At 58.8% G+C, this 22,028-nt stretch carries 19 protein-coding genes and 1 pseudogene; 8 read left to right on the forward strand and 12 right to left on the reverse strand.

Features of this window, described 5'->3' with window-relative positions:
• The first annotated feature begins 57 nt into the window (after positions 1-57).
• The 3 genes and pseudogenes from AC4ANE_RS09975 (at position 58) to AC4ANE_RS09985 (ending at position 3,382) form a co-directional block, all read left to right on the forward strand.
• Entirely contained in the window at positions 58-1,185 is a 1,128-nt protein-coding gene (locus AC4ANE_RS09975) for a saccharopine dehydrogenase family protein (RefSeq protein ID WP_002552788.1), read from the forward strand.
• A 397-nt stretch (positions 1,186-1,582) separates the two neighbouring features.
• Positions 1,583-2,476: pseudogene (locus tag AC4ANE_RS09980) on the forward strand (methyl-accepting chemotaxis protein); the annotation flags it as partial.
• 201 nt (positions 2,477-2,677) lie between these two features.
• Entirely contained in the window at positions 2,678-3,382 is a 705-nt protein-coding gene (locus AC4ANE_RS09985) for a methyl-accepting chemotaxis protein (RefSeq protein ID WP_374191710.1), read from the forward strand.
• 30 nt (positions 3,383-3,412) lie between these two features.
• Here AC4ANE_RS09985 and AC4ANE_RS09990 read toward each other — a convergent pair whose 3' ends face one another.
• Positions 3,413-4,345, reverse strand: coding sequence for a DMT family transporter (locus tag AC4ANE_RS09990; RefSeq protein WP_002552791.1), 933 nt, complete (start codon positions 4,343-4,345; stop codon positions 3,413-3,415).
• A gap of 74 nt (positions 4,346-4,419) precedes the next feature.
• Here AC4ANE_RS09990 and AC4ANE_RS09995 point away from each other — a divergent pair, with 74 nt between their 5' ends.
• Complete coding sequence (locus AC4ANE_RS09995; protein WP_002552792.1) at positions 4,420-5,274, forward strand: LysR family transcriptional regulator; 855 nt, start codon at positions 4,420-4,422, stop codon at positions 5,272-5,274.
• 50 nt (positions 5,275-5,324) lie between these two features.
• On the opposite strand, the gene AC4ANE_RS10000 is transcribed toward AC4ANE_RS09995, so the two are convergent.
• On the reverse strand, positions 5,325-6,341 hold the full coding sequence (locus AC4ANE_RS10000; RefSeq protein WP_002552793.1) for a 1-aminocyclopropane-1-carboxylate deaminase: 1,017 nt from the start codon (positions 6,339-6,341) through the stop codon (positions 5,325-5,327).
• A 187-nt stretch (positions 6,342-6,528) separates the two neighbouring features.
• On the opposite strand from AC4ANE_RS10000, the gene AC4ANE_RS10005 reads away from it, so the two are divergent.
• Together AC4ANE_RS10005 and AC4ANE_RS10010 are read left to right on the forward strand one after the other, a co-directional pair.
• Positions 6,529-7,035: an Lrp/AsnC family transcriptional regulator gene (locus tag AC4ANE_RS10005; protein ID WP_002552794.1), complete on the forward strand. Its 507-nt coding sequence runs from the start codon at positions 6,529-6,531 to the stop codon at positions 7,033-7,035.
• Between the two features lie 149 nt (positions 7,036-7,184).
• Positions 7,185-8,093 (forward strand): DUF808 domain-containing protein, encoded by a 909-nt coding sequence (locus AC4ANE_RS10010; protein ID WP_002552795.1) that lies wholly within the window; start codon positions 7,185-7,187, stop codon positions 8,091-8,093.
• Positions 8,094-8,271: 178 nt separating this feature from the next.
• On the opposite strand, the gene AC4ANE_RS10015 is transcribed toward AC4ANE_RS10010, so the two are convergent.
• From AC4ANE_RS10015 to puuE, 6 genes are all read right to left on the reverse strand, one after another.
• Positions 8,272-9,057, reverse strand: a complete 786-nt coding sequence (locus AC4ANE_RS10015) for an outer membrane protein OmpK (RefSeq protein ID WP_002552796.1) — start codon at positions 9,055-9,057, stop codon at positions 8,272-8,274.
• A 391-nt stretch (positions 9,058-9,448) separates the two neighbouring features.
• Positions 9,449-10,723, reverse strand: coding sequence for a urate hydroxylase PuuD (locus AC4ANE_RS10020; RefSeq protein ID WP_031594823.1), 1,275 nt, complete (start codon positions 10,721-10,723; stop codon positions 9,449-9,451).
• A gap of 5 nt (positions 10,724-10,728) precedes the next feature.
• The gene (locus AC4ANE_RS10025; protein WP_002552798.1) at positions 10,729-11,241 is read right to left on the reverse strand and encodes an ureidoglycolate lyase; all 513 of its coding nucleotides are present in this window, start codon (positions 11,239-11,241) and stop codon (positions 10,729-10,731) included.
• Positions 11,242-11,483: 242 nt separating this feature from the next.
• On the reverse strand, positions 11,484-12,479 hold the full coding sequence (gene alc / locus AC4ANE_RS10030) for an allantoicase (protein ID WP_002552799.1): 996 nt from the start codon (positions 12,477-12,479) through the stop codon (positions 11,484-11,486).
• Positions 12,480-12,520: 41 nt separating this feature from the next.
• Entirely contained in the window at positions 12,521-13,036 is a 516-nt protein-coding gene (gene uraD, locus AC4ANE_RS10035) for a 2-oxo-4-hydroxy-4-carboxy-5-ureidoimidazoline decarboxylase (RefSeq protein WP_002552800.1), read from the reverse strand.
• Positions 13,033-13,962 (reverse strand): allantoinase PuuE, encoded by a 930-nt coding sequence (puuE, locus tag AC4ANE_RS10040; protein WP_002552801.1) that lies wholly within the window; start codon positions 13,960-13,962, stop codon positions 13,033-13,035. Before puuE ends, uraD begins: the two co-directional genes overlap by 4 nt.
• Before the next feature lie 388 nt (positions 13,963-14,350).
• Here puuE and uraH point away from each other — a divergent pair, with 388 nt between their 5' ends.
• Positions 14,351-14,704 (forward strand): hydroxyisourate hydrolase, encoded by a 354-nt coding sequence (gene uraH, locus AC4ANE_RS10045; protein WP_002552802.1) that lies wholly within the window; start codon positions 14,351-14,353, stop codon positions 14,702-14,704.
• A gap of 111 nt (positions 14,705-14,815) precedes the next feature.
• Positions 14,816-15,568, forward strand: coding sequence for a GntR family transcriptional regulator (locus AC4ANE_RS10050; protein ID WP_002552803.1), 753 nt, complete (start codon positions 14,816-14,818; stop codon positions 15,566-15,568).
• Between the two features lie 164 nt (positions 15,569-15,732).
• On the opposite strand, the gene guaD is transcribed toward AC4ANE_RS10050, so the two are convergent.
• From guaD to xdhA, 4 genes are read right to left on the reverse strand one after another with little or no spacing between them, the layout of a single operon-like run.
• Entirely contained in the window at positions 15,733-17,046 is a 1,314-nt protein-coding gene (guaD, locus tag AC4ANE_RS10055) for a guanine deaminase (RefSeq protein ID WP_002552804.1), read from the reverse strand.
• A gap of 17 nt (positions 17,047-17,063) precedes the next feature.
• On the reverse strand, positions 17,064-17,903 hold the full coding sequence (xdhC, locus tag AC4ANE_RS10060) for a xanthine dehydrogenase accessory protein XdhC (protein ID WP_002552805.1): 840 nt from the start codon (positions 17,901-17,903) through the stop codon (positions 17,064-17,066).
• Positions 17,900-20,419 (reverse strand): xanthine dehydrogenase molybdopterin binding subunit, encoded by a 2,520-nt coding sequence (xdhB, locus tag AC4ANE_RS10065; protein ID WP_002552806.1) that lies wholly within the window; start codon positions 20,417-20,419, stop codon positions 17,900-17,902. Before xdhB ends, xdhC begins: the two co-directional genes overlap by 4 nt.
• Positions 20,412-21,866: a xanthine dehydrogenase small subunit gene (gene xdhA / locus AC4ANE_RS10070; protein WP_002552807.1), complete on the reverse strand. Its 1,455-nt coding sequence runs from the start codon at positions 21,864-21,866 to the stop codon at positions 20,412-20,414. Before xdhA ends, xdhB begins: the two co-directional genes overlap by 8 nt.
• Between the last annotated feature and the right edge of the window lie 162 nt (positions 21,867-22,028).

Here is a 22,028-nt window from a genome sequence, read left to right on the forward strand (position 1 = left end):
GGCAATCGCTGAGCAGCAAGGCATGGTCATACCCTTCAGCATTTCAGGGACGAGTAAATGGCACTTCGCGTATTGGTCATTGGTGGCTATGGTAACTTCGGCAGCCTTATCTGCAATCATCTGGTGATGATGCCGGACATTGAACTGGTCATTTCCGGCCGTGACAGCCGCAAGCTGGCGGAAAAAGTCGCTGAGCTGCAAACACAGGGTGGCAAATATTGCGAGAGCTGGTGCGTGGATATCATGCAGGACGGCGCTGGCAGCCAACTTCGCGCGCTGGGCATTGATCTGGTTATCCATACGGCGGGGCCTTTTCAGGGGCAGTCGTATGCCGTGGCCCGGCATTGCATCGCGGCGGGTGTGAATTATTGCGACCTGTCGGATTGCCGGACCTTCGTCTCCGGTATCGCTACTCTGGATGCCCTGGCGCGTGAGGCGGGCGTCTGCGTGCTGAGCGGATGCAGCTCGGTGCCGACGCTTTCGGCGGCCATCATCGATCAGCATCGCCAGCGTTTCCTGCGCATCGATTCGATAGCGCATGGCATCTCCTCGGCAGCGAAAATGCCCGGTCTGTCGACCGTGCGTGGCGTACTGGCCAATGCCGGGCGGCCGATCAGGCAACTGCGCAACGGCAAGGTCCACGAAGTCCATGGCTGGATGGACCTGACCCTGCGCCGGATGCCCGGCATGGGCACACGGCTGGTGGCCAATGTCGACGTCCCGGACCTGGATGTATTCGCGACACGTTATGCCGCGCGGCATCTGAGCTTCAAGGCCGGCTCCGCGCTCAAGGCCGGCGGCATCGCGACCTGGCTGCTGGCGCTGGCGATTCGCTGTGGGCTGCTGCGCGATCCTGCGTCGTGGGCCGAGCGGCTGTACCGTTGGGGCGCGCGCTTTGAACACTGGGGTGATCGAAAGAGCGCGATGTACATCGATGTCGATGGCGTCGACCTCACCGGCCAGCCGCTGCACATGCGTGCGCAATTGACTGCACTGAACGACAAGGGCCCGGAGATCCCCGGCAGTGCTGCCGTCGCGCTGAGCGGCAAAATGGCCGGTGGCTATCGCCCACAACCGGGCGCACGGGCCTGCGTCGGAGAAATCACCTTAGACGAGTACCTGGCAGCGATCAACGAGCCGGAAAACATCCGGCTGGATGTTCATTTCACCGACCGCAACGTCTGACGCTGTTGCCAATCTCCGATGGCTCCGTACAGGCGAAGATCAAGGCAGTTTCATTGCGTGATCTTCCGGTTTCGCGCGGTGCCAATCATCGGAAAAATTCTGCTCAGGCGATTTAAATAAATATTCATCATCGCGCTCCGGCCACGTAATTCTTGGGCTTCAGGGTGCCTTCGATTGGCGCGTGCGTGATTCCGATAACGTTAACTATAAAGTTAAATCTTTCAGCGCCGATTCACGTGCATCCCGAAAAATCAAAGGCACACACGTAATGAGCGCAAAATGGTTGGACAACTTGAAAGTCAGCAAAAAATTAGGGCTGGGCTTTGCCGCTATTTTGCTGGGCGTACTGACCGTTACCGCCATCGGTTACTCCAGCACCAACCTGCTGATCGAGCGCATGGGCAAAAGCAGCAAGGTCGCCGAGATCAAGGCTGACGTTCTGAATGCCCGGATTGCTGCGCAAGCCTATGCGACCGGCCCTACCGCTGCGGGTGTGCAGAACTACGCCAGCGCGCTGGATACCTTGGACCGCAGTGTCGATCAGGGCCTGCAGGTGTTCGTGATATCGAGCAACCTGGCCAAGCTGCGCGAGATCAAGGAACAGGTGGGCGGTCTGAAGCAGACGTTCAACCAATTGGTCGGCATCAATCAGAAAGTCGACGAGGCGTTGAAACCGATCATCAAGGTTTCCGATGACGTCAGCGCGACCTTTGAAAATCTGCTGAACAAGACCATTGACGACACCTTGCGTTCGCCGAATGAAACCGGCATCAGGCAGGTCAAGATCGCTGGCGACCTGCGTAACGGCATGACCAATTTCCGTCTGGTGTTTCGCCGCTACCTGAGTGTTCCGAATGCCGACAACCGTCAGGCCACCTATAAGGCCGCCGACGCCCTGATCGCGCAAGTGGACGCCGCTCGCAGCCAGTTGCCTGTCGAGGCAAATACTGCAGTGGATGCCGCGCTGGTCGCGTTGAAACAGTACAAGGTGCTGATGACGTCGATTTCGGACATGCTGCAGCAGACCGAGCAAGTCCGTACCGATCTGCAACAGCAATCCATAGCGACCGCTGCCCGTGCCGATGATCTGGCGGCGTTGCAGGTCATCAGTGCCAAGAAGGAACAACAAACCGCTGTGGTGCAATTGCTGAGTGTGGCGCTGGTAGTGCTGCTGGTCGGCATCTTTGCTGCGTTCCTGATCACGCGTCAGATTACCGTGCCGTTGAATAGCACCGTAATTGCGGCGCGCCGGATTGCCGACGGCGATCTGACCCATGACAGCAGCACCACCCGCCAGGACGAACTGGGCCTGTTGCAGAACACCATGCAGCACATGACGGTTTCTCTGCGCGGCCTGATCGGCGGCATCGGCAACGGTGTGACGCAGATCGCCACTGCGGCCGAACAGTTGTCTGCTGTCAGCGAACAGACCAGTGCCGGCGTCACGTTGCAAAAAAACGAAGTCGACCAGGTTGCCACCGCCATGAACGAAATGGCGTCGACCGTGCAGGAAGTAGCACGCAACACCGAAGACGCTTCGCTGGCGGCCAAGCAGGCCAGCGAGCGTGCCGCTCACGGTAGCAGTGTGGTGCAGCACGCCACTCGCGAAATCGGCCAATTGGCCGGTGAAGTGAAGCAGCTGGGCGAAGCCATGCAGCGCCTCACCGAAGACAGTGGCAAGATCGGTAGCGTGATTGACGTGATCAAGGCCGTTGCCGAACAAACCAACCTGCTGGCGCTCAACGCGGCCATCGAGGCTGCACGTGCGGGTGAGCAGGGCCGCGGTTTTGCGGTGGTGGCTGACGAAGTACGTTCGCTGGCTCAGCGTACCCAGAATTCCACCACGGAAATCGAAGCGCTCATCCAGGCCTTGCAAAAAGGTACAGGTGCCGCATCGGGTCTGATGGATGCCAGCCTGCAACGCACCGAAGGCACGGTAGTGCTGGCTCGTCAGGCCGAACAGGCACTGGTTGAGATCAATCAGTCCATCGGTACGATCGAGCAGATGAGCCAGCAGATTTCTGCCGCGGCCGAGCAGCAGAGCGCCGCGACCGACGAAATCAACCGTAGCGTGCTCAGCGTGCGCGACATTGCTGATCAATCGGCTTCGGCAACCGAGCAAAGCGCCGCATCGACTGTAGAACTGGCCCGCCTGGGCAGCGACTTGCAGAGCATGGTGGCACGTTTCAAGATTTAACTTCCCTGTACCAGGCGCCTTGTGACTCGGTCACGAGGCGACCTGCCGCGCTTCCGCCCGTACGACCATCCACACACCGACGCCCGACACCGCCATGCCTGACGCCATCTGCCAGGACAGCGGCTCGTTGAACATCACCCAGGCCCAGAGCATTGTCACCGGTGGGCTGAGGTACAGCACGCTGGCAACGCGGGTGGCTGATGCGCGGCGCAGACACACCCAGTAAAGCCCGTAGCCGCCAAGCGTCGCCAGCCCCACCGTCCAGATCACGCTCAACGCAAACCCGGTACTGGGAATGGGGGCCAGGCTGCCCTGTGTTCCCTGAATGATGGCGAACGCGAAGCTCGATATAAAACATTGCAGCCACAGGTTGGGAAGCAAGCCCATGGGCTGCATGTGGGTCGATTGTTTTTGCCACAGTGTCGCGATAGCCAGTGACAACATGCCAAGCAGTGGCAGGCCGTAGGCCCACAATGGCGCATCTCCCACCGCCAGCGCGCTGTACGTGACCAGCACCACGCCGACCAGACCGACCACCAGCCCCGCCCAGATTTGCCAGACAAGTCGCTGCCCGAGCACGGCGGCAGCCAGCAGTGCCATGCCCATCGGCAACAAGTCGGCAAACAGTGCCGCGAGTCCTGCGGGTACGCCCAGCGCGATGCCCTGCGTAACGCCTGCCACATAGCCCGCCATGGCCAGCAGACCGATGCCCGCATTTTTCAACAGCGTGGCAGGCGGTATCGATCTCAGTTGCCTGGCGACGAAAGGCAAGAGGATCAACGTGACCACCACACAACGCCAGAACACCACCAGCAGTGGCGGTGCGTAATCAAGCGAAAACCGTGCGCCGATGAAACCCGAGCTCCAGGTCAGGACAAGGGCTGCTTCCAGCAAGATAAGGGGAATGGCCTGATGCCAGGCAGGCCGCGTTACGCTCGGAGAAATCGATAGGTGCTGATTCATGGACACAGGTTACGAAGTCAGCGTAATCTAATAAATCAAAATTAAGTGCAGTAGTTGTTCAGGTTTTATGAATCATGAGCGCAATTCTCGATATCGAACTGATACGTACTTTTCATGCCGTGGCGCGAATAGGGAAGTTTTCTGCAGCTGCCGAGCTACTTCACAAAAGCCCCGCGGCAGTCAGTGTGCATATCCAGCGGCTTGAGGCGGTAGCGGGCGGGCGTTTGCTCAATCGGGACAACCAGGCGGTGTCTCTGACTGCGCTGGGCAAGCGTTTGTTGCTGTCGACGACGGAATTGCTGTCCACCCATGACCGGGTGCTGGCTGACCTGCAGGGGACTCATCTGGCAGGGCGCATCACGCTGGGTGTTCCGGATGAGTACGCCGTTCATGTCATCCGCGACATCCTGCCGGTGTTCGCTGCGGCCTGGCCCAATGTGGTGCTGGAGTTGAAAACCGCACCCAGCTACACCCTGCGCGAGCAGATTGCGCGCGGCAAGTTGCAGACAGCCGTGATCGCGCAACCCAAAGGGCAGCCAAGTGCTGATACGCAGTTTCTGGTATCCACCAAGCCGGTCTGGGTCGGGCCGGCCAGCGTCGCACTGGGATCTGCGGACCCGTTGCCGCTGGCCATTCACGCAGCGCAATGTCCTTACCGTGAAGCCATGATGGCGTCACTCAAAGACAACGGCCGCAAAAGCCGGGTAGTTCTCGAAAGCCCGTCCAATCAGGCGATCAAAGCCTGTGTGGAAGCGGGCCTGGCGATCAGCCTCATCGACCGGAGCGGTGTCACGGAAGCCATGCAGATTCTCGATGACCTGCCTGAAATTCCCGAGCACGAAATCGTTTTCCTGCGCTCGCTGTCGTCACACAACGACGAGGCGGTTAGCCTGTTGGCGCAGGCGCTGCAGAAGTATTTTCGGCTTTAGTCGATAGCGCTGCAGTTGGCAGCGCTATCGACTGTCAGAGCGCTGGCGCTTCAACCATCCTTGAACAAAAAGCTGTACGCATTCAACGCTGGTACGCCGCCCAAATGTGCGTAGAGCACTTTCGAGCCCTCGGGGAATTCACCATTGCGCACCATGTCGATCATGCCGTGCATGGATTTGCCTTCGTAGACCGGGTCGGTCAATACGCCTTCAAGGCGCGCGCAAAGGCGAATGGCTTCAAGGGTGCCATCGTTCGGCAGGCCGTATTCGGGGTAGGCGTAGCGGGTGTCGAGCACCACGTCTTCGGCGGTGATTTCGCGACCCAGCTCTACCAGTTTTGCGGTGTTCTGAGCGATACGCAGAACCTGCGCGCGGGTCTTTTCCGGTTTGGCCGACGCGTCGATACCGATCACACGCTGTGCCCGGCCATCGGCAGCGAATCCCACCAGCATGCCTGCGTGAGTACTGCCGGTTACCGAGCAGACCACGATGTAGTCGAATTTGAAGCCCAGTTCCTCTTCCTGCTGGCGCACTTCATCGGCAAAACGCACGAACCCCAGGCCGCCATAAGGGTGTTCCGAGCACCCCGCTGGAATCGGAAACGGTTTGCCGCCGCTTTCCTCGACGTCGGCCATGGCCTTTTCCCAGCTCGGGCGAATGCCGATATCGAAGCCTGCCGAATCCAGGCGCACATCGGCACCCATGATGCGTGACATCTCGATATTGCCGACCCGGTCGTACAACGCGTCGGAATAGTTGACCCAGTTCTCCTGAACCAGCACGCACTTCATGCCCAGATGCGCCGCGACTGCCGCCACCTGACGGGTCTGGTTGGACTGGATGCCGCCGATCGACACCAGTGTGTCGTAGCCGCCGTCGATGGCTTCCGGCACCAGGTATTCCAGTTTGCGGGTCTTGTTACCGCCAAAGGCCAGACCGCTGTTGCAATCCTCGCGCTTGGCATACAACTCGACCTTGCCACCCAGATGCTCGCTCAAGCGTTTCAGAGGGGTGATGGGCGAGGGGCCGAAGGTCAGAGGGTAGCGCTTGAACTTGCTCAGGTTCATATCGGGGCTCCGTTGATAAGTTGATTCAGGCCTGCAAGGAATGAGTTCGACGTTTTGAACGGTGTGCCTGAAGTGGTTCCTATCATAGGAAATAGCTGAATAATCGTGGTTGCAAAGAATTGTCTATTTGCAAAATTAGCGTTAGTGTCATGCCACTAACGCAAACTTTTATTTTGTGAAAGCCATCATGAAAGCAATAAATGAACGCACTAAAAAGTCCGCTGGCGATGTAGCGCCGCTGCTGGACAGGATTGACCGCGCCATTCTCAAGACCCTGCAACGTGACGCCTCGATTTCCAACGTGGCACTCGCCGAGAAGGTCAAGCTGAGCCCGCCTGCTTGTTTGCGGCGCGTCGAGCGGTTGAAGGAGGCGGGCGTTATCAAGGGCGTGGTGGCGTTGCTCAATGGCGACGTTCTGGACGCGGGCATGGTGGTGCTGATCGGTGTGGTGCTCGACCGCTCGACCCCGGATTCATTTGCCCAATTTGAAGAAGCCGCGCAGAAGGTGTCCGGCTGCATGGAGTTTCATGTGGTCACCGGCGAGTTCGATTACTTCATGCTGCTGCGCACCAAAGACAGTCAGAGTTTCAACCGCCTGCATGCCGAACAGCTGCTGTACTTGCCCGGTGTCAGACAGATCCGCTCGTTCATGGGATTGCGTCAGGTGGTGTCGACCACGCAATTACCCATTTAACCGGTTGCTCGACGTGGCCTGCTTGTACTACGCAGCGTCAAACGTTCACGTCTGATAAAGGTCAGAGTTGTTGACTGCCACACGATTGACCCTGGCGCATGATTCAATCAGTGCTATTTCCTTTTTTTACTTGCTCAAGGATTTTTATTTTGGCTGCTGGAAGCTTGCTTACCCTGCTCGACGATATTGCGACCCTGCTGGATGACGTGGCACTGGCCACCAAGAAAACCGCGGGTGTGTTGGGCGATGATCTGGCGCTCAATGCCCAGCAGGTCACCGGTGTTTCAGCCGATCGCGAACTGCCCGTTGTCTGGGCCGTGGCCAAGGGCTCGTTGCTCAACAAGGCAATCCTGGTTCCGGCAGCACTGTTGATCAGCGCCTTCGCGCCCTGGGCGATTCTTCCCTTGTTGATGATCGGCGGCGCATTTCTGTGTTTCGAAGGTTTCGAGAAAATCGCCCATAAATGGCTGCATCCCGAAACCGGCGAAGAGCATGATCAGCGCAAGCAGGCGGCGACGGATGCTTCAGTGGACATGGTGGCGTTCGAAAAGGACCGTATCAAAGGCGCGATTCGCACCGACTTCATTCTTTCGGCAGAAATCATCGTGCTGGCGCTGGGCGTAGTGTCGGCTCGACCCTTCATGGATCAGGTCGGTGTACTGGTTATTGTCGCGGTACTTATTACCGTCGGTGTCTATGGACTGGTGGCAGGTATCGTCAAACTTGACGACCTGGGCCTGTACCTGAAAAAGACTGCAAGCTCTGCGGCGCAGAAAACCGGTGGTGCTTTGCTCTGGCTTGCGCCGGTATTGATGAAGGTACTGTCGATTGTCGGCACTGCGGCCATGTTCATGGTCGGCGGCGGGATTCTGGTTCACGGTCTGCCGTTTGCTCACCATTGGGTCGAAGGCGTGACCGAAGCTGCAGCCGGTGCGGTGGGCGGGCTGTCGATGGTCGTCCCGACGCTGATCGATGCGGTCGCCGGGGTTATCGCTGGCGCGGTGCTGGTGTTGGTCGTGACGCTGATTGGCAAGGTCTGGAAAGCGGCGAGGGAGTGAGTGGAGGCCGGCGCCGCGCAGGAGTTGAATATCGTGCCAATGCTCCGCGTTGGCATGCATCCCGTGACGCTCCGCGTCACAGATCTGCGCAGCAACACCCTCTCAAGGTTGGGCGCAGAGGCTTCAGAAATGCGTTCCCGCGCTGAGCGCGGGAACGAGCGTCACAACCGGATCGTGCTTAGAAGAACACCTTCACCAGCAAACTCGCGGTGTTCTGGTCGGTGTCGAACGAGCGGCTGTCCTTGATGCCGTATTTGTTGGTCCAGTAATCGTATTCGATACCGACGTACAGCTGACGCTCAGGGTAATTCAGTGCCTTGCCCAGGTCATATTTGATCTGCGGGTTGAAGTGCAGGTTGGAGTGGTAAGTACCACGCGACGTCTTGTCGTTGTCCACTACCCAGTCCATGAAACCGTCGATCAGCACATCCGATTTGCCCATGGGGATGGTGTAGGACCACACCGGGGTAATCTGCCATACACCATCGCCCGGACGGTTGCCTTCGGTCTGGCGCTGGTAGAAGTTCAGCTGGAAGTAGTCGAAACCCGGGATCTTCAAATCGAACGCCGGGCCGATCAGGTAAGACTCGTTATCGCCTTCGCCAAATTCGTAAGTTGCCGCAATCAGCACATCGCTGATCGGGCCGAACTCAAACTTCTGGCCAAATATCTTGCCCAGCGACAAGCGTGGCGAGAACTCACCGTAATAGGTGTTATCGCCAGCCGTTGCGTCTCCCTTACCGTTGTAGAAGATCTTGTCGACGAAGAAGAAGTTGTCGCCGTACTTCCAGCTGTCAGCATGTTCAAAGGTGAACGTCTGCTGGTTTGCCGGGTTGACGGCAAAGTCTCGTCCATTGAGATAGGTCAGGCTATTGCTCTGCCACTGGAAGATATCCCCGGCCATGGCTGGCGCAGCGGCCAGCAGACTGCTGGCCAGTAACACGCTGGAAAACGTACGGTTCATGCGGTGAGTCCCTTGAAGTAGATCGTGATTTTTTCAGACTGGCGTTCTCTAAATGACGCCTTGTCTGTGGTTGCAGTAATTTGTCTGTCTGGTCAGCTTTGTGTTGTTAGCAAGAGCTGCGCCAAACAGCGAAAAAAGTTGAAGTAATCCCCAAACCGGCATCAACGTGTCGGTTTCAAGTCATTTTTCCGGGTCGACAGAGTCCTGACCGTACAGTCAGCTAGTTGGCTGTTCGGTCAAAGTCAGCGTACAAGGAGCGGTTGTCCGGTTTTGCAGCGGCGGCGGAGAATACTGACTTGCGTTGTCTGGCTCAAGTGCTCCAGCGCAGGGCGTCTGGAGCGAAAGTGGGGCGAGTGCGCCCCTTTTCAGGGGCGCTTGGTTAGCGAGGGGCTCAATTAGTGTGTGCGCCTTGATCGACCCAGGCACCGACCAGTTCGCGTTCCTGCTGTGTCATCTGGGTGATGTTGCCCAGCGGCATGATCGGCGAGGTGACGGCCTGCGCCTTGATGCGCGGGGCCTGCTGCTGAATCTGTTCTGGCGTATCGAACATCACTCCCGCAGGCGCAACGCTGAACAACTTACTGGTAGGCGTGGCCGAATGGCACACCGTGCAACGATGCTGAATCACTTCATGCACTTTGGCGAAGTCCGCGCCGGTACTGGCAGGCTTGGCCTCGACCGGCGCGGTGACCGGCTCCGGAGGTTTCTCGTCGGCCCGATGACCGCCGACTGCGGTGCCGGGCAGCGGTTGATAGACGATTTTCGCGGGAGGTTGCGCAGGGCCGGTGACGTACGCCAGGCAGAGCATGCCCAGCGCAGCGACCGGCAGGGTCCAGGCGAATCGATGGCTGTCATGTCTTGTATTGAAATAGTGGCGCACCAGGACCGCCAGCAGTGCGATGCCCGCCAGAATCAGCCAGTTGTACTCACTGCCGTATGTGCTCGGAAAGTGGTTGCTGATCATGATGAACAGCACGGGCAGGGTGAAGTAGTTATTGTGACGCGAGCGCAGCAGGCCCTTGGCGGGCAGGCTTGGGTCAGGCGTGCGGTTCTCGGCAATTGCCGCCACCAGGGCGCGCTGGGCCGGCATGATGATGCGGAACACGTTGCCGACCATAATGGTGCCCATGATCGCGCCCACGTGCAGGTAGGCACCACGACCGCTGAACACTTTGCTGAACCCGTACGCTGCGGCCACCAGCAGCAGGAACAGAATCAGGCCCAGCAGTGCAGGGCGCTTGCCCAGTGGCGAGTCGCACAAAAAACTGTAGATGAACCAGCCGACAAACAAGGAACCCAGGCCAATGTGCACGCCTTCGGCACCACTGAGGCTACTGCCCGGCGCCAACAGGTACAACGTCGGATTGGCGTAGAACACCACGCACAACAGGGCCACGCCCGACAGCCAGGTTGAATACGCTTCCCATTTGAACCAGTGCAGATTCTCCGGCATGGTCGGCGGCGCGAGCTTGTACTTCTCCAGGTGATAAATGCCACCGCCGTGGATCGCCCATAAATCACCGGACAACCCTTCACGCGGGTTGCTGCGGTTGAGGTTGTTCTCCAGCCAGACAAAGTAGAACGATGCGCCGATCCAGGCCACGCCCACAATCATGTGAATCCAGCGTACGCCCAGATTCAGCCATTCCATCATATGTGCCAGCACGGTTTTTACCCTTCCAGTGGGTTGGGATCGAGAACCAGCAACTGGCTCTCGGCAAAGTAATGCTCGTCGCAGTTGTTGCCTTCGCCACTGCGATCAACCACCAGGAAGTCATCCCGCTTTTCGATCGTCAGCACCGGATGGTGCCAGACGCCGCGATGGTAATTGACACCCTGCCTGCCGTTCGACACGAAGGCGCGGGTCAGCTCTGATTCAGGCACATCGCCAACCGGCGCGACCACGATCAGAAAGGGGTTGCCGAGCAGTGGGATGAAGGCCTGACTGCCCTGCGGGTGACGCTCCAGCATGCCAATGGTCAACGGCATCGGCAGCGCTTCGGCGCGGAATATGCTGATGATCGCCTTGTCATCCGGTTGCGCGGTCTGTACTTCAGCCAGACGATGAAAGCGCATGGTCGAGCCGTTATTGATCATGAAATGATCGCTGCCATCGGTTTCGATCACATCACCGAATGGCGCAAAGGCTTCCTTGGTCAGTGGCTCGATTATCAGTTTGCGCATGCGGGCTCTTCTTCAATGGCTTCAGGGTTTATCGCACTTGGCGCGCCTGGAATACGGTTCTCGCCTGCTTCTGCCCGAAGGGCGTGGGAGCGAACTTGTTCGCGAAAGGGCCGGTACACCCCCTGAAGATGTACCGTTTGGAACAAAGCCTTCGCGAACAAGTTCGCTCCTACAGCCTTCGGCCAGAATCCAAATCAGGCCTGTGTATGATGCGGAGCGTGGGAACGAGAGTTCACACGTTGTTACCTGGACACCTTGCCCAGCACTCGCAGGCGGCTCACGCCACCGTCAGGGAATACGTTCAGGCGGATATGGGTGATCGGCCCGATGGCGTTGATCTGCTCGGCGAACTCGTGTTCGGCGTGCATGGTCAGCTTCTGGCTTGGCAGCAGCTCGCGCCAGAACAAACTCTGGGTTTCGATCTGGCTGTAGGTACCGCCCTTGACGAAAGCACCCTGGATCGAGCAGCTGTCCGGGTAATTGCCCTTGAAGTGCAGGGTGTCGACGATGACTTTCTCGACTTCGCCCTTGTGTCCCAGCGCCACGATGACCCAGTCGTTGCCCGGTGTGCGACGGCGCGCGGTTTCCCAGCCGTCGCCCATGTTCACGCCACGACCGGGGTTGAGGATATTGCTCATGCTGCCGTAATGCTCGTCCGAGCAGGCAATCGACCGGCCACCGTTGAGTGCCGCGACCAGATCGATCTGCTCGCCTTCGCTGACTTTCGACCAGTCGCGATGCGGCACGCCGTACACGCGCAGGCGCGCTACGCCGCCATCCGGGTAGATGTTGAAGCGCAGGTGGCTGAACGCCTGATCGTTGCTGATCTCGTGGTAATGATGGCTGTTGCCTTGCAGCTCCACAGACGGCAGCACTTCGGTCCAGGCAGTGTTTTCATCGGGCTCGCCCGACGCCAGGAAGCACGCCTCCAGCGACGCGGAAGGCGGGAAGTTGCCGGTGAAAAACGAGGTGTCGATGTCCACACCCTTGATGGTTCCTGCCACACCGAGGCGAATCACTGCGCTGTCGTACCCTTCGAAACGCTTGCGGCGCGACTCCCAGCCGTCCATCCACTTGCCGTTGTCGTCGAACACGCCTTCTTTCCAGACGGCCGGGGTCGGCTGGAACAGCCGGTTGGCGTCGGCGAACCAGTCATCGGTGACCGAAAGGATTTTGGTGCCCAGACGTGCGTCGGCCAGGTTCACGAACTTCTCGAACGGTGCGGCGTAAACTTTCATGCTCTTTGTCTGCCTTCTGAATACGGTTATGACTGCGACGCTCAAAGCGCCTGTAGACGAAACAGTGCGATCTTGTTGATCTCGGCCAGGGCGCAAGCGAACTCGGCCTCGGGTGAGTGGTGGATGCGTTGTTCGAACGCTGCCAGAATTTTGTGCCTGTCGCTGCCCTTGACCGCCATGATGAACGGAAAGCCGAAGCGGGCCTTGTAAGCCTCGTTCAGCTCGGTAAAGCGCTGGAACTCCTCAGGCGTGCAGTGGTGGATACCGGCGCCGGCCTGTTCATCGGTACTGGCCTGAGTCAGCTCGCCCTGGACGGCAGCCTTGCCTGCCAGGTCCGGGTGGGCATTGATCAGTGCCAGTTGTTGCTCGTGTGTGGCACCCAGCAGGATCTCGCTCATGCGTGCGTGAAGGGTCTCGACCTGATCGAGATGCGCGCCTGTGCTTTGGTCGAACGCTTGCTGCGCGACCCACGGTGAGTGTTCGTAGATATCGGCAAAGGCCGCGATGAACGCCTCCCGGCCCAGGCTTGAAGGTGTCAGTGTTTTAAACGTGCTCATTGCTCGGCCTTGCCGGTAAACGGATGTTCAGTGTGCCAGTGCCTGGCGATATCGACACGTCGGGTGAACCACACCTGCTCATGGCCTCTGACGTACTCAATGAAACGCTTGAGCGCAGCCAGCCGGGCAGGGCGACCGATCAGGCGGCAATGCAGACCGATGGAAAGCATCTTCGGTGCGTCTTCGCCTTCGGCATACAGCACGTCGAACGCGTCCTTGAGGTATTGAAAGAATTGCTCGCCGTTGTTGAAGCCCTGCACCTGGGTGAAGCGCATGTCGTTGGTGTCCAGCGTGTAAGGGATGACCAGATGCGGCTTGCCGGTAGGGTTGTTCGGCTCCCAGTACGGCAGGTCGTCGTCGTAGGTGTCGCAATCATAGAGAAAACCGCCTTCCTCCATCACCAGTCGCCGCGTATTGGGCCCGGTGCGCCCGGTGTACCAGCCCAGCGGCCGTTCGCCACTGATCTCGGTGAGGATCTGAATCGCCTGGCGCATGTGTTCACGCTCGTCGGCTTCTTCCATGTTCTGATAGTCGATCCAGCGATAACCGTGGCTGCAGATTTCGTGACCGTCGGCGACCATGGCGCGGATCACCTCGGGATGACGCTGCGCGGCCATGGCCACGGCGAAGATGGTCAGGGGAATATCGAACTGCTTGAACAGCCTGAGAATGCGCCATACACCTGCGCGGCTGCCATATTCATACAGCGATTCCATGCTCATATTGCGCTGGCCCTGCAATGGCTGCGCAGCAACCATCTCGGACAGAAAGGCTTCTGATTCCTTGTCACCGTGCAGAATATTGCGCTCGCCACCTTCCTCGTAATTCAGCACGAATGACAAGGCAATGCGCGCGTTGCCCGGCCAGCGTGGATGAGGCGGGTTGTTGCCGTAACCGATCAGGTCGCGTGGGTAGTCAGCGCTCACTGCAAGCTTCCTTTTGTGCGTTATGTGCGTTAAGCCAGGTGCGGTGCGAATGGCAGACAAGGCACTGCGACGCGCAGATTGTATACAATTTTATTTTCGGCTTGTAACCCTGTAGGTTTCGTTACCGATTTGTGCCGGTTCAAATAAAGAAAGCAAGAAACCTGCCTGAGTGGTCAGCTAATCGAAAAAAATCTGATATTTTTCCTTTGCTTCCTTTCTTTTCAGGTAATTCGACGATTGGCGAGCAGCATAGGCGTCAGCTGCAATCCACTGAAGATTTTATTGTGTACAGGTTTTTGCGAAAGTGTCTTAATCGGTCGCAATCGCACCATGCAGAGCACTTCATTGGTGCACTGTTTCACCATCGCCGGATGTGAGGAGTGAAGTTTTGGGGAAATTGACCACACACGTGCTGGACGCTGCCCACGGTTGCCCAGGCAGTGCCATCCGCATTGAATTGTATCGGGTCGAAGGCCAGCAGCTTCTGCACGTTGTCAGCGCTGTCACCAACAGCGACGGACGTTGCGATGCGCCCCTGTTGCAGGGAGACACTTATCAGTCCGGGGTTTATCAACTGCACTTTCAGGCTGGCGATTATTACCGTGCGCGAGGCGTGGTATTGAATGAACCGGCCTTTCTTGATGAAGTGGTGCTGCGCTTTGGCATTGATGCAGGTCAGGAACACTTTCATGTACCGCTGTTAATCTCGCCGTACAGCTACTCGACGTATCGGGGCAGCTGAGTGCCTCTTGCCCGCCCCACACTGCGGGCCTTTTTTTGCGCGCGTTTCCGGTTTTGCCCTGTGTACAATGCGCCAGTCCCAACGCCGTAATCCATCTGCGCACGAGTGCCCATGAACGACCAGTCCCTGCCTCTCAAGAAACAGCCGCGCGGCACGACCAGCGCCAGCCGCAGCGTTACTCAGGACGATGTCGTTTACGAGCATATTTTCGATGCCATTCTGGAGCAGCGGCTGGCGCCGGGCACCAAATTGAGTGAAGAGGCGCTGGGCGAGATCTTTGGTGTCAGCCGCACCATCATTCGTCGCGCTCTATCGCGATTGGGGCATGAAGGTGTGGTGCTGTTGCGCCCTAATCGTGGCGCGGTGGTCGCCAGCCCCAGCGTCGAAGAGGCGCGCCAGGTATTTTTTGCCCGGCGCATGGTCGAGAAGGCAATCACTGAACTGGCAGTCGCGCACGCCACTGCCGAGCAACTGGCCGAACTGCGTCAGATGGTCAGCGACGAGCGCGACAGCTTTGCCCGTGGTGATCGAGGTGCAGGCATCCGTCTCTCCGGCGAATTCCATCTGCAACTGGCCGTAGCCGCCAGAAACGCGCCGCTGATCAGCTTCCAGCGCAGCCTGGTATCGCAGACTTCATTGATCATTGCCCAGTACGAAACCGGCAACCGCACACATTGTTCCTATGACGAACACACTCAGCTGATCGACGCTATCGAAGCGCGCGATGCGCCGCTCGCCGTCGAGTTGATGATGCATCACATGGACCACATCGACGGCAAGCTCAACCTCGACCAGGACAGTGCCTCGGACGATTTGCATGCGGTGTTCTCGCACGTCATGGGTCGGAAAAAGACCGGGCGTTGAGGCTGTGTGGATGAACAATTATCGTGCGACGCAGAGCGTCGAGACCTGCATTCCCACGCGGAGCGTGGGAACGATAATCTCAACTTCGTGCTGAAGCTTTGACCATCGTGCGACGCTCCGCGTCCTCTTGACGACGCAGAGCCTGCGTGAGCATGAGGGACGATTTAGCCTCTGTCATGCACCAAGCGCCCGCCCGACCAAGTCTGCTTCACTGTCCGGTCATCACCAATCGTCATCAGCACAAACAGAATCTCTTCGATGTCTTTAGTCTGTTTCAACCGGTATGACAGCAGCGGGGTGGCGTTGTAGTCCAGCACCAGAAAGTCGGCTTCGTTACCGGGTTTCAGGCTGCCGACCTTGTCTTCCAGTCGCAATGCGCGTGCGCCGCCCAATGTCGCCAGATAGAGCGACTTGAACGGATTGAGCCGTGCGCCCTGCATTTGCATGACCTTGTAAGCTTCGTTCAGGGTTTGCAGAATCGAAAAACTGGTGCCGCCGCCCACGTCGGTGCCCAGGCCTACATTCACCTTGTGCTTTTCGGCCATCGGCAGGTTGAACAGGCCGCTGCCCAGAAACAGGTTGGAGGTCGGGCAGAAGGCAATCGCCGAACCGGTCTGCGCCAGTCGTGCGCACTGTTCGTCACACAAGTGCACGCCATGGGCGAACACCGAGCGCTCGCCGAGCAGGTTGAAGTGATCGTATACATCCAGGTAATGCTTGCGCTCGGGGAACAGCGCCTTGACCCACTCGATCTCCTGAAGGTTTTCGCTGATGTGGGTCTGCATGTACAGGCCGGTATGCTCAGTAAGCAACTGCCCAGCCAGGCTCAATTGCTCCGGGCTGCTGGTCGGCGCGAATCGCGGGGTCACTGCGTAGCTCAAACGCCTTTTACCGTGCCAGCGTTCGATCAGCGCCTTGCTGTCGGCATACCCGGATTCTGGCGTATCAACCAGATAATCCGGCGCATTGCGGTCCATCATCACCTTGCCGGCGATCATGCGCAGATCGAGTGCCTGAGCCGCATTGAAAAACGCCTCTACCGATTCTTTATGCACGCTGCCGAACACCAGCGCTGTGGTCGTACCGTTGCGCAGCAGTTCCTTGATAAAGATGTCCGCCACTTGCGCTGAATGCTCGGGGTCGGCGAACTGGCTTTCGCAGGGGAAAGTGTAGGTGTTGAGCCAGTCGAGCAGTTGCTCGCCGTACGCGCCGATCATGCCGGTTTGCGGCAAGTGGATATGAGTGTCGATGAAACCCGGTGTGATCAGTGCGTCCGGGTATTCGATCAGCTCGACATCGCTGTCGAGGCTATCGAGCAAATCGGCAGCAGGGCCCACTGAAATGATTTTGCCGTTTTCGACCTGCAACAGGCCATCGGCAAAATACTCATAAGACGCCTCTACTGCCACCTCCGCGGGGTCGGCAATGCTGTGAAGGATGGCGGCGCGGTAGGCTTTACGGCGGGAAACTGAACTCATGGCACTCTCGTTGTGACTCATTGCGACTGGCTGCGGCGTGATGCGGGCAGCAGTCTGGCGATTGGTTCGGCATTGGCACTGTGCTGGCCAAAGCTTGCATTGTAGGTGGCGATTATTTCGGCGGCGATGGACACCGCGATCTCGATGGGCAGCTTGCCTTTGACTTCCGCCAGGCCCATCGGGCAACGCATGCGTTGCAGCAGGCTGGCGTCGAAACCGCGTTCCCGCAAGCGATGTTCGAACTTGACGCGCTTGGTTTTCGAGCCGATCAGCCCGAAGTAAGCAAAGTCGCCGCGCTTGAGGATTGCAGCAGTCAGCTCAAGGTCCAGTTGATGGTTGTGGGTCATGACAATGCAGTAAGTGCCGACAGGCAACTGCGCGACCTCGTCGACCGGCTCTTCACTGACGATCTTCAACACGCCCTCGGGCATCGGCTCGGGGAATTCGTTCTCACGTGCGTCGATCCAGCGCACCCGGCAGGGCAGGCTGGCCAGCAGTGGCACCAGCGCACGGCCAACATGACCGGCACCAAACACGGCGATTTGTGCGACCGGTTCGCCCATTGGTTCGAACAGCAGCACATTGACGCCGCCACAGCACTGACCGAGGCTTGCGCCGAGGTTGAAACGTTCCAGACGCGTCTGCCGGGTGCCGCTGGCCAGCATCTCGCGGGCGATTTGCATGGCCTTGTATTCCAGGTGCCCGCCGCCGATGGAGTCGTGGATATGCTCGGCACAGACCACCATCTTCGAGCCGGCGTTGCGTGGCGTCGAGCCCAGCTCCTCGATGATGGTCACCAGAATGCCGGGTTCTCCACGGGCCTGTAGCTCGGCCAGGGCGCTGATCCAGTTGTTCATTTCTGCTCCAGGACAGAGTGATCCAGGCCAGGCGCCTTCTCGAGCAAGCTCGCTTCCACGGGGGCATCCTGAATAGGTGAAGGCGAGCCTGGCGAAGCTTCACTTACCCGCGAAGGGGCGGAAACAGTCGGCTCGGCACCTTCGCCGGATGCGCGACGCGCAGTGCTTTTCTGGCGCATCTGCTCACAGCCCCACAACACTTTTTCCGGCGTCGCCGGGGCGGCGATGTTTGGTTGATGGCGGTAGTCGCCCAGACTCGCCACGGCGTCCTTGATTGCGCACCAGGCCGCGATGCCGAGCATGAACGGTGGCTCGCCCACTGCCTTGGAGTGGAATACGGTGTCTTCCGGGTTCTTGCGGTTCTCCACCAGTTTGATGCGCAGATCAAGCGGCATGTCCGCCACCGCAGGGACCTTGTAGGACGCCGGGCCGCTGGTCATCAGCTTGCCCTTGTCGTTCCACACCAGTTCCTCGGTGGTCAGCCAGCCTGCGCCTTGAATGTAGCCGCCTTCGACCTGGCCGATATCGATGGCCGGGTTCAGCGAGGCGCCGACGTCGTGCAGAATGTCGGTGCGCAACATTTTGTACTCGCCTGTCAGCGTGTCGACGATGACCTCGACGCATGCCGCACCAAACGCGTAGTAATAGAACGGTCGGCCACGCGCCTGGCTGCGGTCATAGAAAATCTTCGGCGTCTTGTAATAGCCGGTGCTGGACAACGAAACCTGGCCCATCCATGCCAACTGCGCCAGCTCGGCGAGGGGCAGGAAAATATCGCCGATCCGCACATGGCCGTTGCGAAACTCGACTTCTGTTTCTGCCACCTGATAGTGCCGGGCTGCGAACTCCACCAGCCGCTGTTTGAGGGTTTCAGCGGCATTCTGCGCGGCCTTGCCGTTCAGGTCGGTGCCGCTTGAGGCGGCGGTGGGCGAGGTGTTCGGCACCTTGTCGGTGTTGGTGGCGGTGATCAGAATACGGTCAATGTCCACCTGAAACACTTCAGCCACGACCTGCGCGACTTTGGTGTTCAAACCCTGGCCCATTTCGGTGCCGCCATGGTTCAGGTGGATGCTGCCGTCGGTGTAGATGTGAATCAGCGCGCCTGCCTGATTGAGGAAGCTGGCGGTAAAGGAAATGCCGAATTTGACCGGCGTCAGCGCCAGGCCTTTTTTCAGGATCGGGCTTCCGGCATTGAACGTGCGAATGGCTTCGCGGCGCTCGGCATACTGGCTGCTCTGTTCGAGGTCGGCGGTCATCTCTTCCAGCAGGTTGTGTTCGACCGTCTGGTAATAGTGCGTGACGTTACGCTCGGTCTTGCCGTAATAGTTGGCCTTGCGCACCGCCAGAGGGTCCTTGCCGAGGAAACGTGCGATGCAGTCCATGACCTCTTCGATGGCGACGATACCTTGCGGGCCGCCAAAGCCACGGTAGGCCGTGTTGGACGCGGTGTGAGTCTTGCAGCGGTGGCCGTTGACCGTGGCTTCGCCCAGATAGTAGGCGTTGTCGGCGTGAAACATGGCGCGGTCGACAATCGACGCGGACAGGTCCGGCGAGTAGCCGCAGTTGCCTGCCAGATCCAGCTCTATACCCTGCAAACGACCCTCGTCGTCGAAGCCCACGTCGTACTCGATGTAGAACGGGTGGCGCTTGCCGGTCATCTGCATGTCTTCAAAGCGTTGCAGGCGCATCTTGGTGGGCTGGCCGGTCAGCCTTGCAATCACGGCGCACAGGCAGGCCGGGCTCGCCGCCTGGGTTTCCTTGCCGCCAAAGCCACCGCCCATGCGCCGCATGTCGACCACGATGCGGTTCATCGGCACGCCCAGTACCTCGGCCACCAGCTTCTGGATTTCCGTGGGGTTTTGGGTCGAGCAATAGACGATCATGCCGCCGTCTTCGGTCGGCATCACCGAGGATATCTGGGTTTCCAGGTAAAAATGTTCCTGACCGCCGATGTGCAGGTTGCCCTGCAAACGGTGGGTTGCGCCTGCCAGCGCTGCGGCCGAGTCGCCACGTTTGTGCGTGTGGCTGTCGAGCACAAAGTGTTTCTGACGCAGCGCCTGAACCACATCCAGCACCGGCTCCAGGTCCTCATATTCGATAATCGCCGCCATTGCCGCCTGCCGGGCAATGTCCAGATCGCGAGCAGCAACGGCAAGCACCGGTTGACCGACAAACTCCACCGTGTCGATGGCCAGCAACGGATCGCCGGGCAGCAACGGCCCGATGTCCTTCAGCCCCGGAATATCCTGATGAGTAATCGCAATGCGTACGCCGTCGAAGGCGTAGCAGGGCGAGGTGTCGATGCTGATGATTCGCGCGTGGGCACGGTCGGAAAGACGTGCATACACATGCAACTGATTGGGAAACTCCAGGCGATCATCGATATACACCGCTTCGCCGGACACATGTTTGTCGGCGCTGTCATGCTTGACGCTGCGACCGACGCCAGTGCTCAAGCCCTGCTGAAACACGGCGAGCATTTCGGCCTGGGTAATGGATGGAGAATGCTCAGACATAGTCAGTCACCCGCGTTGCGACGGCAGGCGTCTGCACTTCGATGAAATACTTGCGCAGCAGGTTCTGCGCGCTCAACAGGCGATATTCCTTGCTGGCACGGAAGTCCGAAAGCGGTGTGAAATCTTCGCTCAGTGCGGCGCAGGCCTGCTCAACGGTTTCATTGCTCCAGAGCTGACCGACCAGGGCTCGCTCGCAGGCCGCTGCGCGCTTCGGAATAGCTGCCATGCCGCCATACGCCACACGTGCCTCGCGGATCACGCCGTCTTCTATGGTCAGGCGGAATGCCGCACAGACCGCCGAAATGTCGTCATCCAGGCGTTTTGAAACTTTATAGGCACGAAAGGTCTGCAGTGGATTGGCGGTCGGCACGATGATCTTTTCGATGAACTCACTCTCCTGACGAGCCGTGACCTTGTAGTCGATGAAGTAATCCTCCAGCGCCAGCGTGCGTTGGCTGTTGCCTTTGCGCAGCACGATCTGCGCGCCAAGGGCGATCAGCAGGGGCGGGGAGTCGCCAATCGGCGAGGCATTGCCGATATTGCCACCCAGCGTGCCCTGATTGCGGATCTGCAACGAGGCGAAGCGTTGTAGTAACTCGCCAAAGTCCGGGTATTCGGCCTTTAGTGCTGCATAACAATCGGTCAGCGGAGTGGCCGCGCCGATCTCCAGACGGTCGTTGAAACGCTTCACGCCCTTCATCCCGTCGATGTGTCCGACGTAAATCATCACCGGCAACTGTTTGTGAAATTGGGTGACTTCCAGCGCCAGATCAGTGCCGCCCGCCAGCAGACGGGCCTGCGGATGGCTGCCATAAAGGTCGGCCAGGTCTGCCACGGTCAGCGGAATGAAGCAGTTTTTTTCGCCGTCGCTCAGTGCTTCGGTCTGGGCTGGGGTGATTGCCCGCAGGCGCTCGACCGTCTCAGCCTGGCGCTGATCGAACTGATCCGGCTGGCGCTGGCTGCAAGACTGCTCGGCGGCGGCCAGAATAGGGCGATAACCGGTGCAGCGGCACAAATTGCCTGCCAACGCTTCGTGAGCCTGATGCGCGTTGGCGTCGGTGCTGTTCTTTTGCAGGGCAAACAGCGACATCACAAAGCCTGGGGTACAGAAGCCGCATTGCGAGCCGTGACACTCGACCATGGCCTGTTGCACGCTGTGCAACTGACCCTGGTGCTTGAGGTCTTCGACGCTGATCAATTGCTTGCCGTGCAGCGACGCCATGAACGTCAGGCACGAATTGAGGCTGCGATAACGCAACGTTTGCTTGCCATCGGCGTCACTGTGCAACTCGCCAACCACGACGGTGCAGGCACCGCAGTCTCCGCTGGCACAACCTTCCTTGGTACCGGGCTTGTGTGCCTGCTCACGCAGGTAGGTCAGCACGGTCATGTTCGGATTCAGGCTGCGCTCGGTTTTTAGCTCTTGGTTCAAAAGGAACTGAATCACGGCGCAAAGCCCTCATATTTATTGTCATCAGACATGTCGATGAATCTATCAGCTCTGCTTATTGGGTCAATTTGTTTCTGACTTAGGAGTCAGGAAATTGAGTTTTTCGGCGATCTGCCGATCAAACAACCTCTGGTTCTTGAATCGCCTGCCGGGTGTATT

It is taken from the genome of Pseudomonas sp. Pme6b, assembly GCF_058129925.1.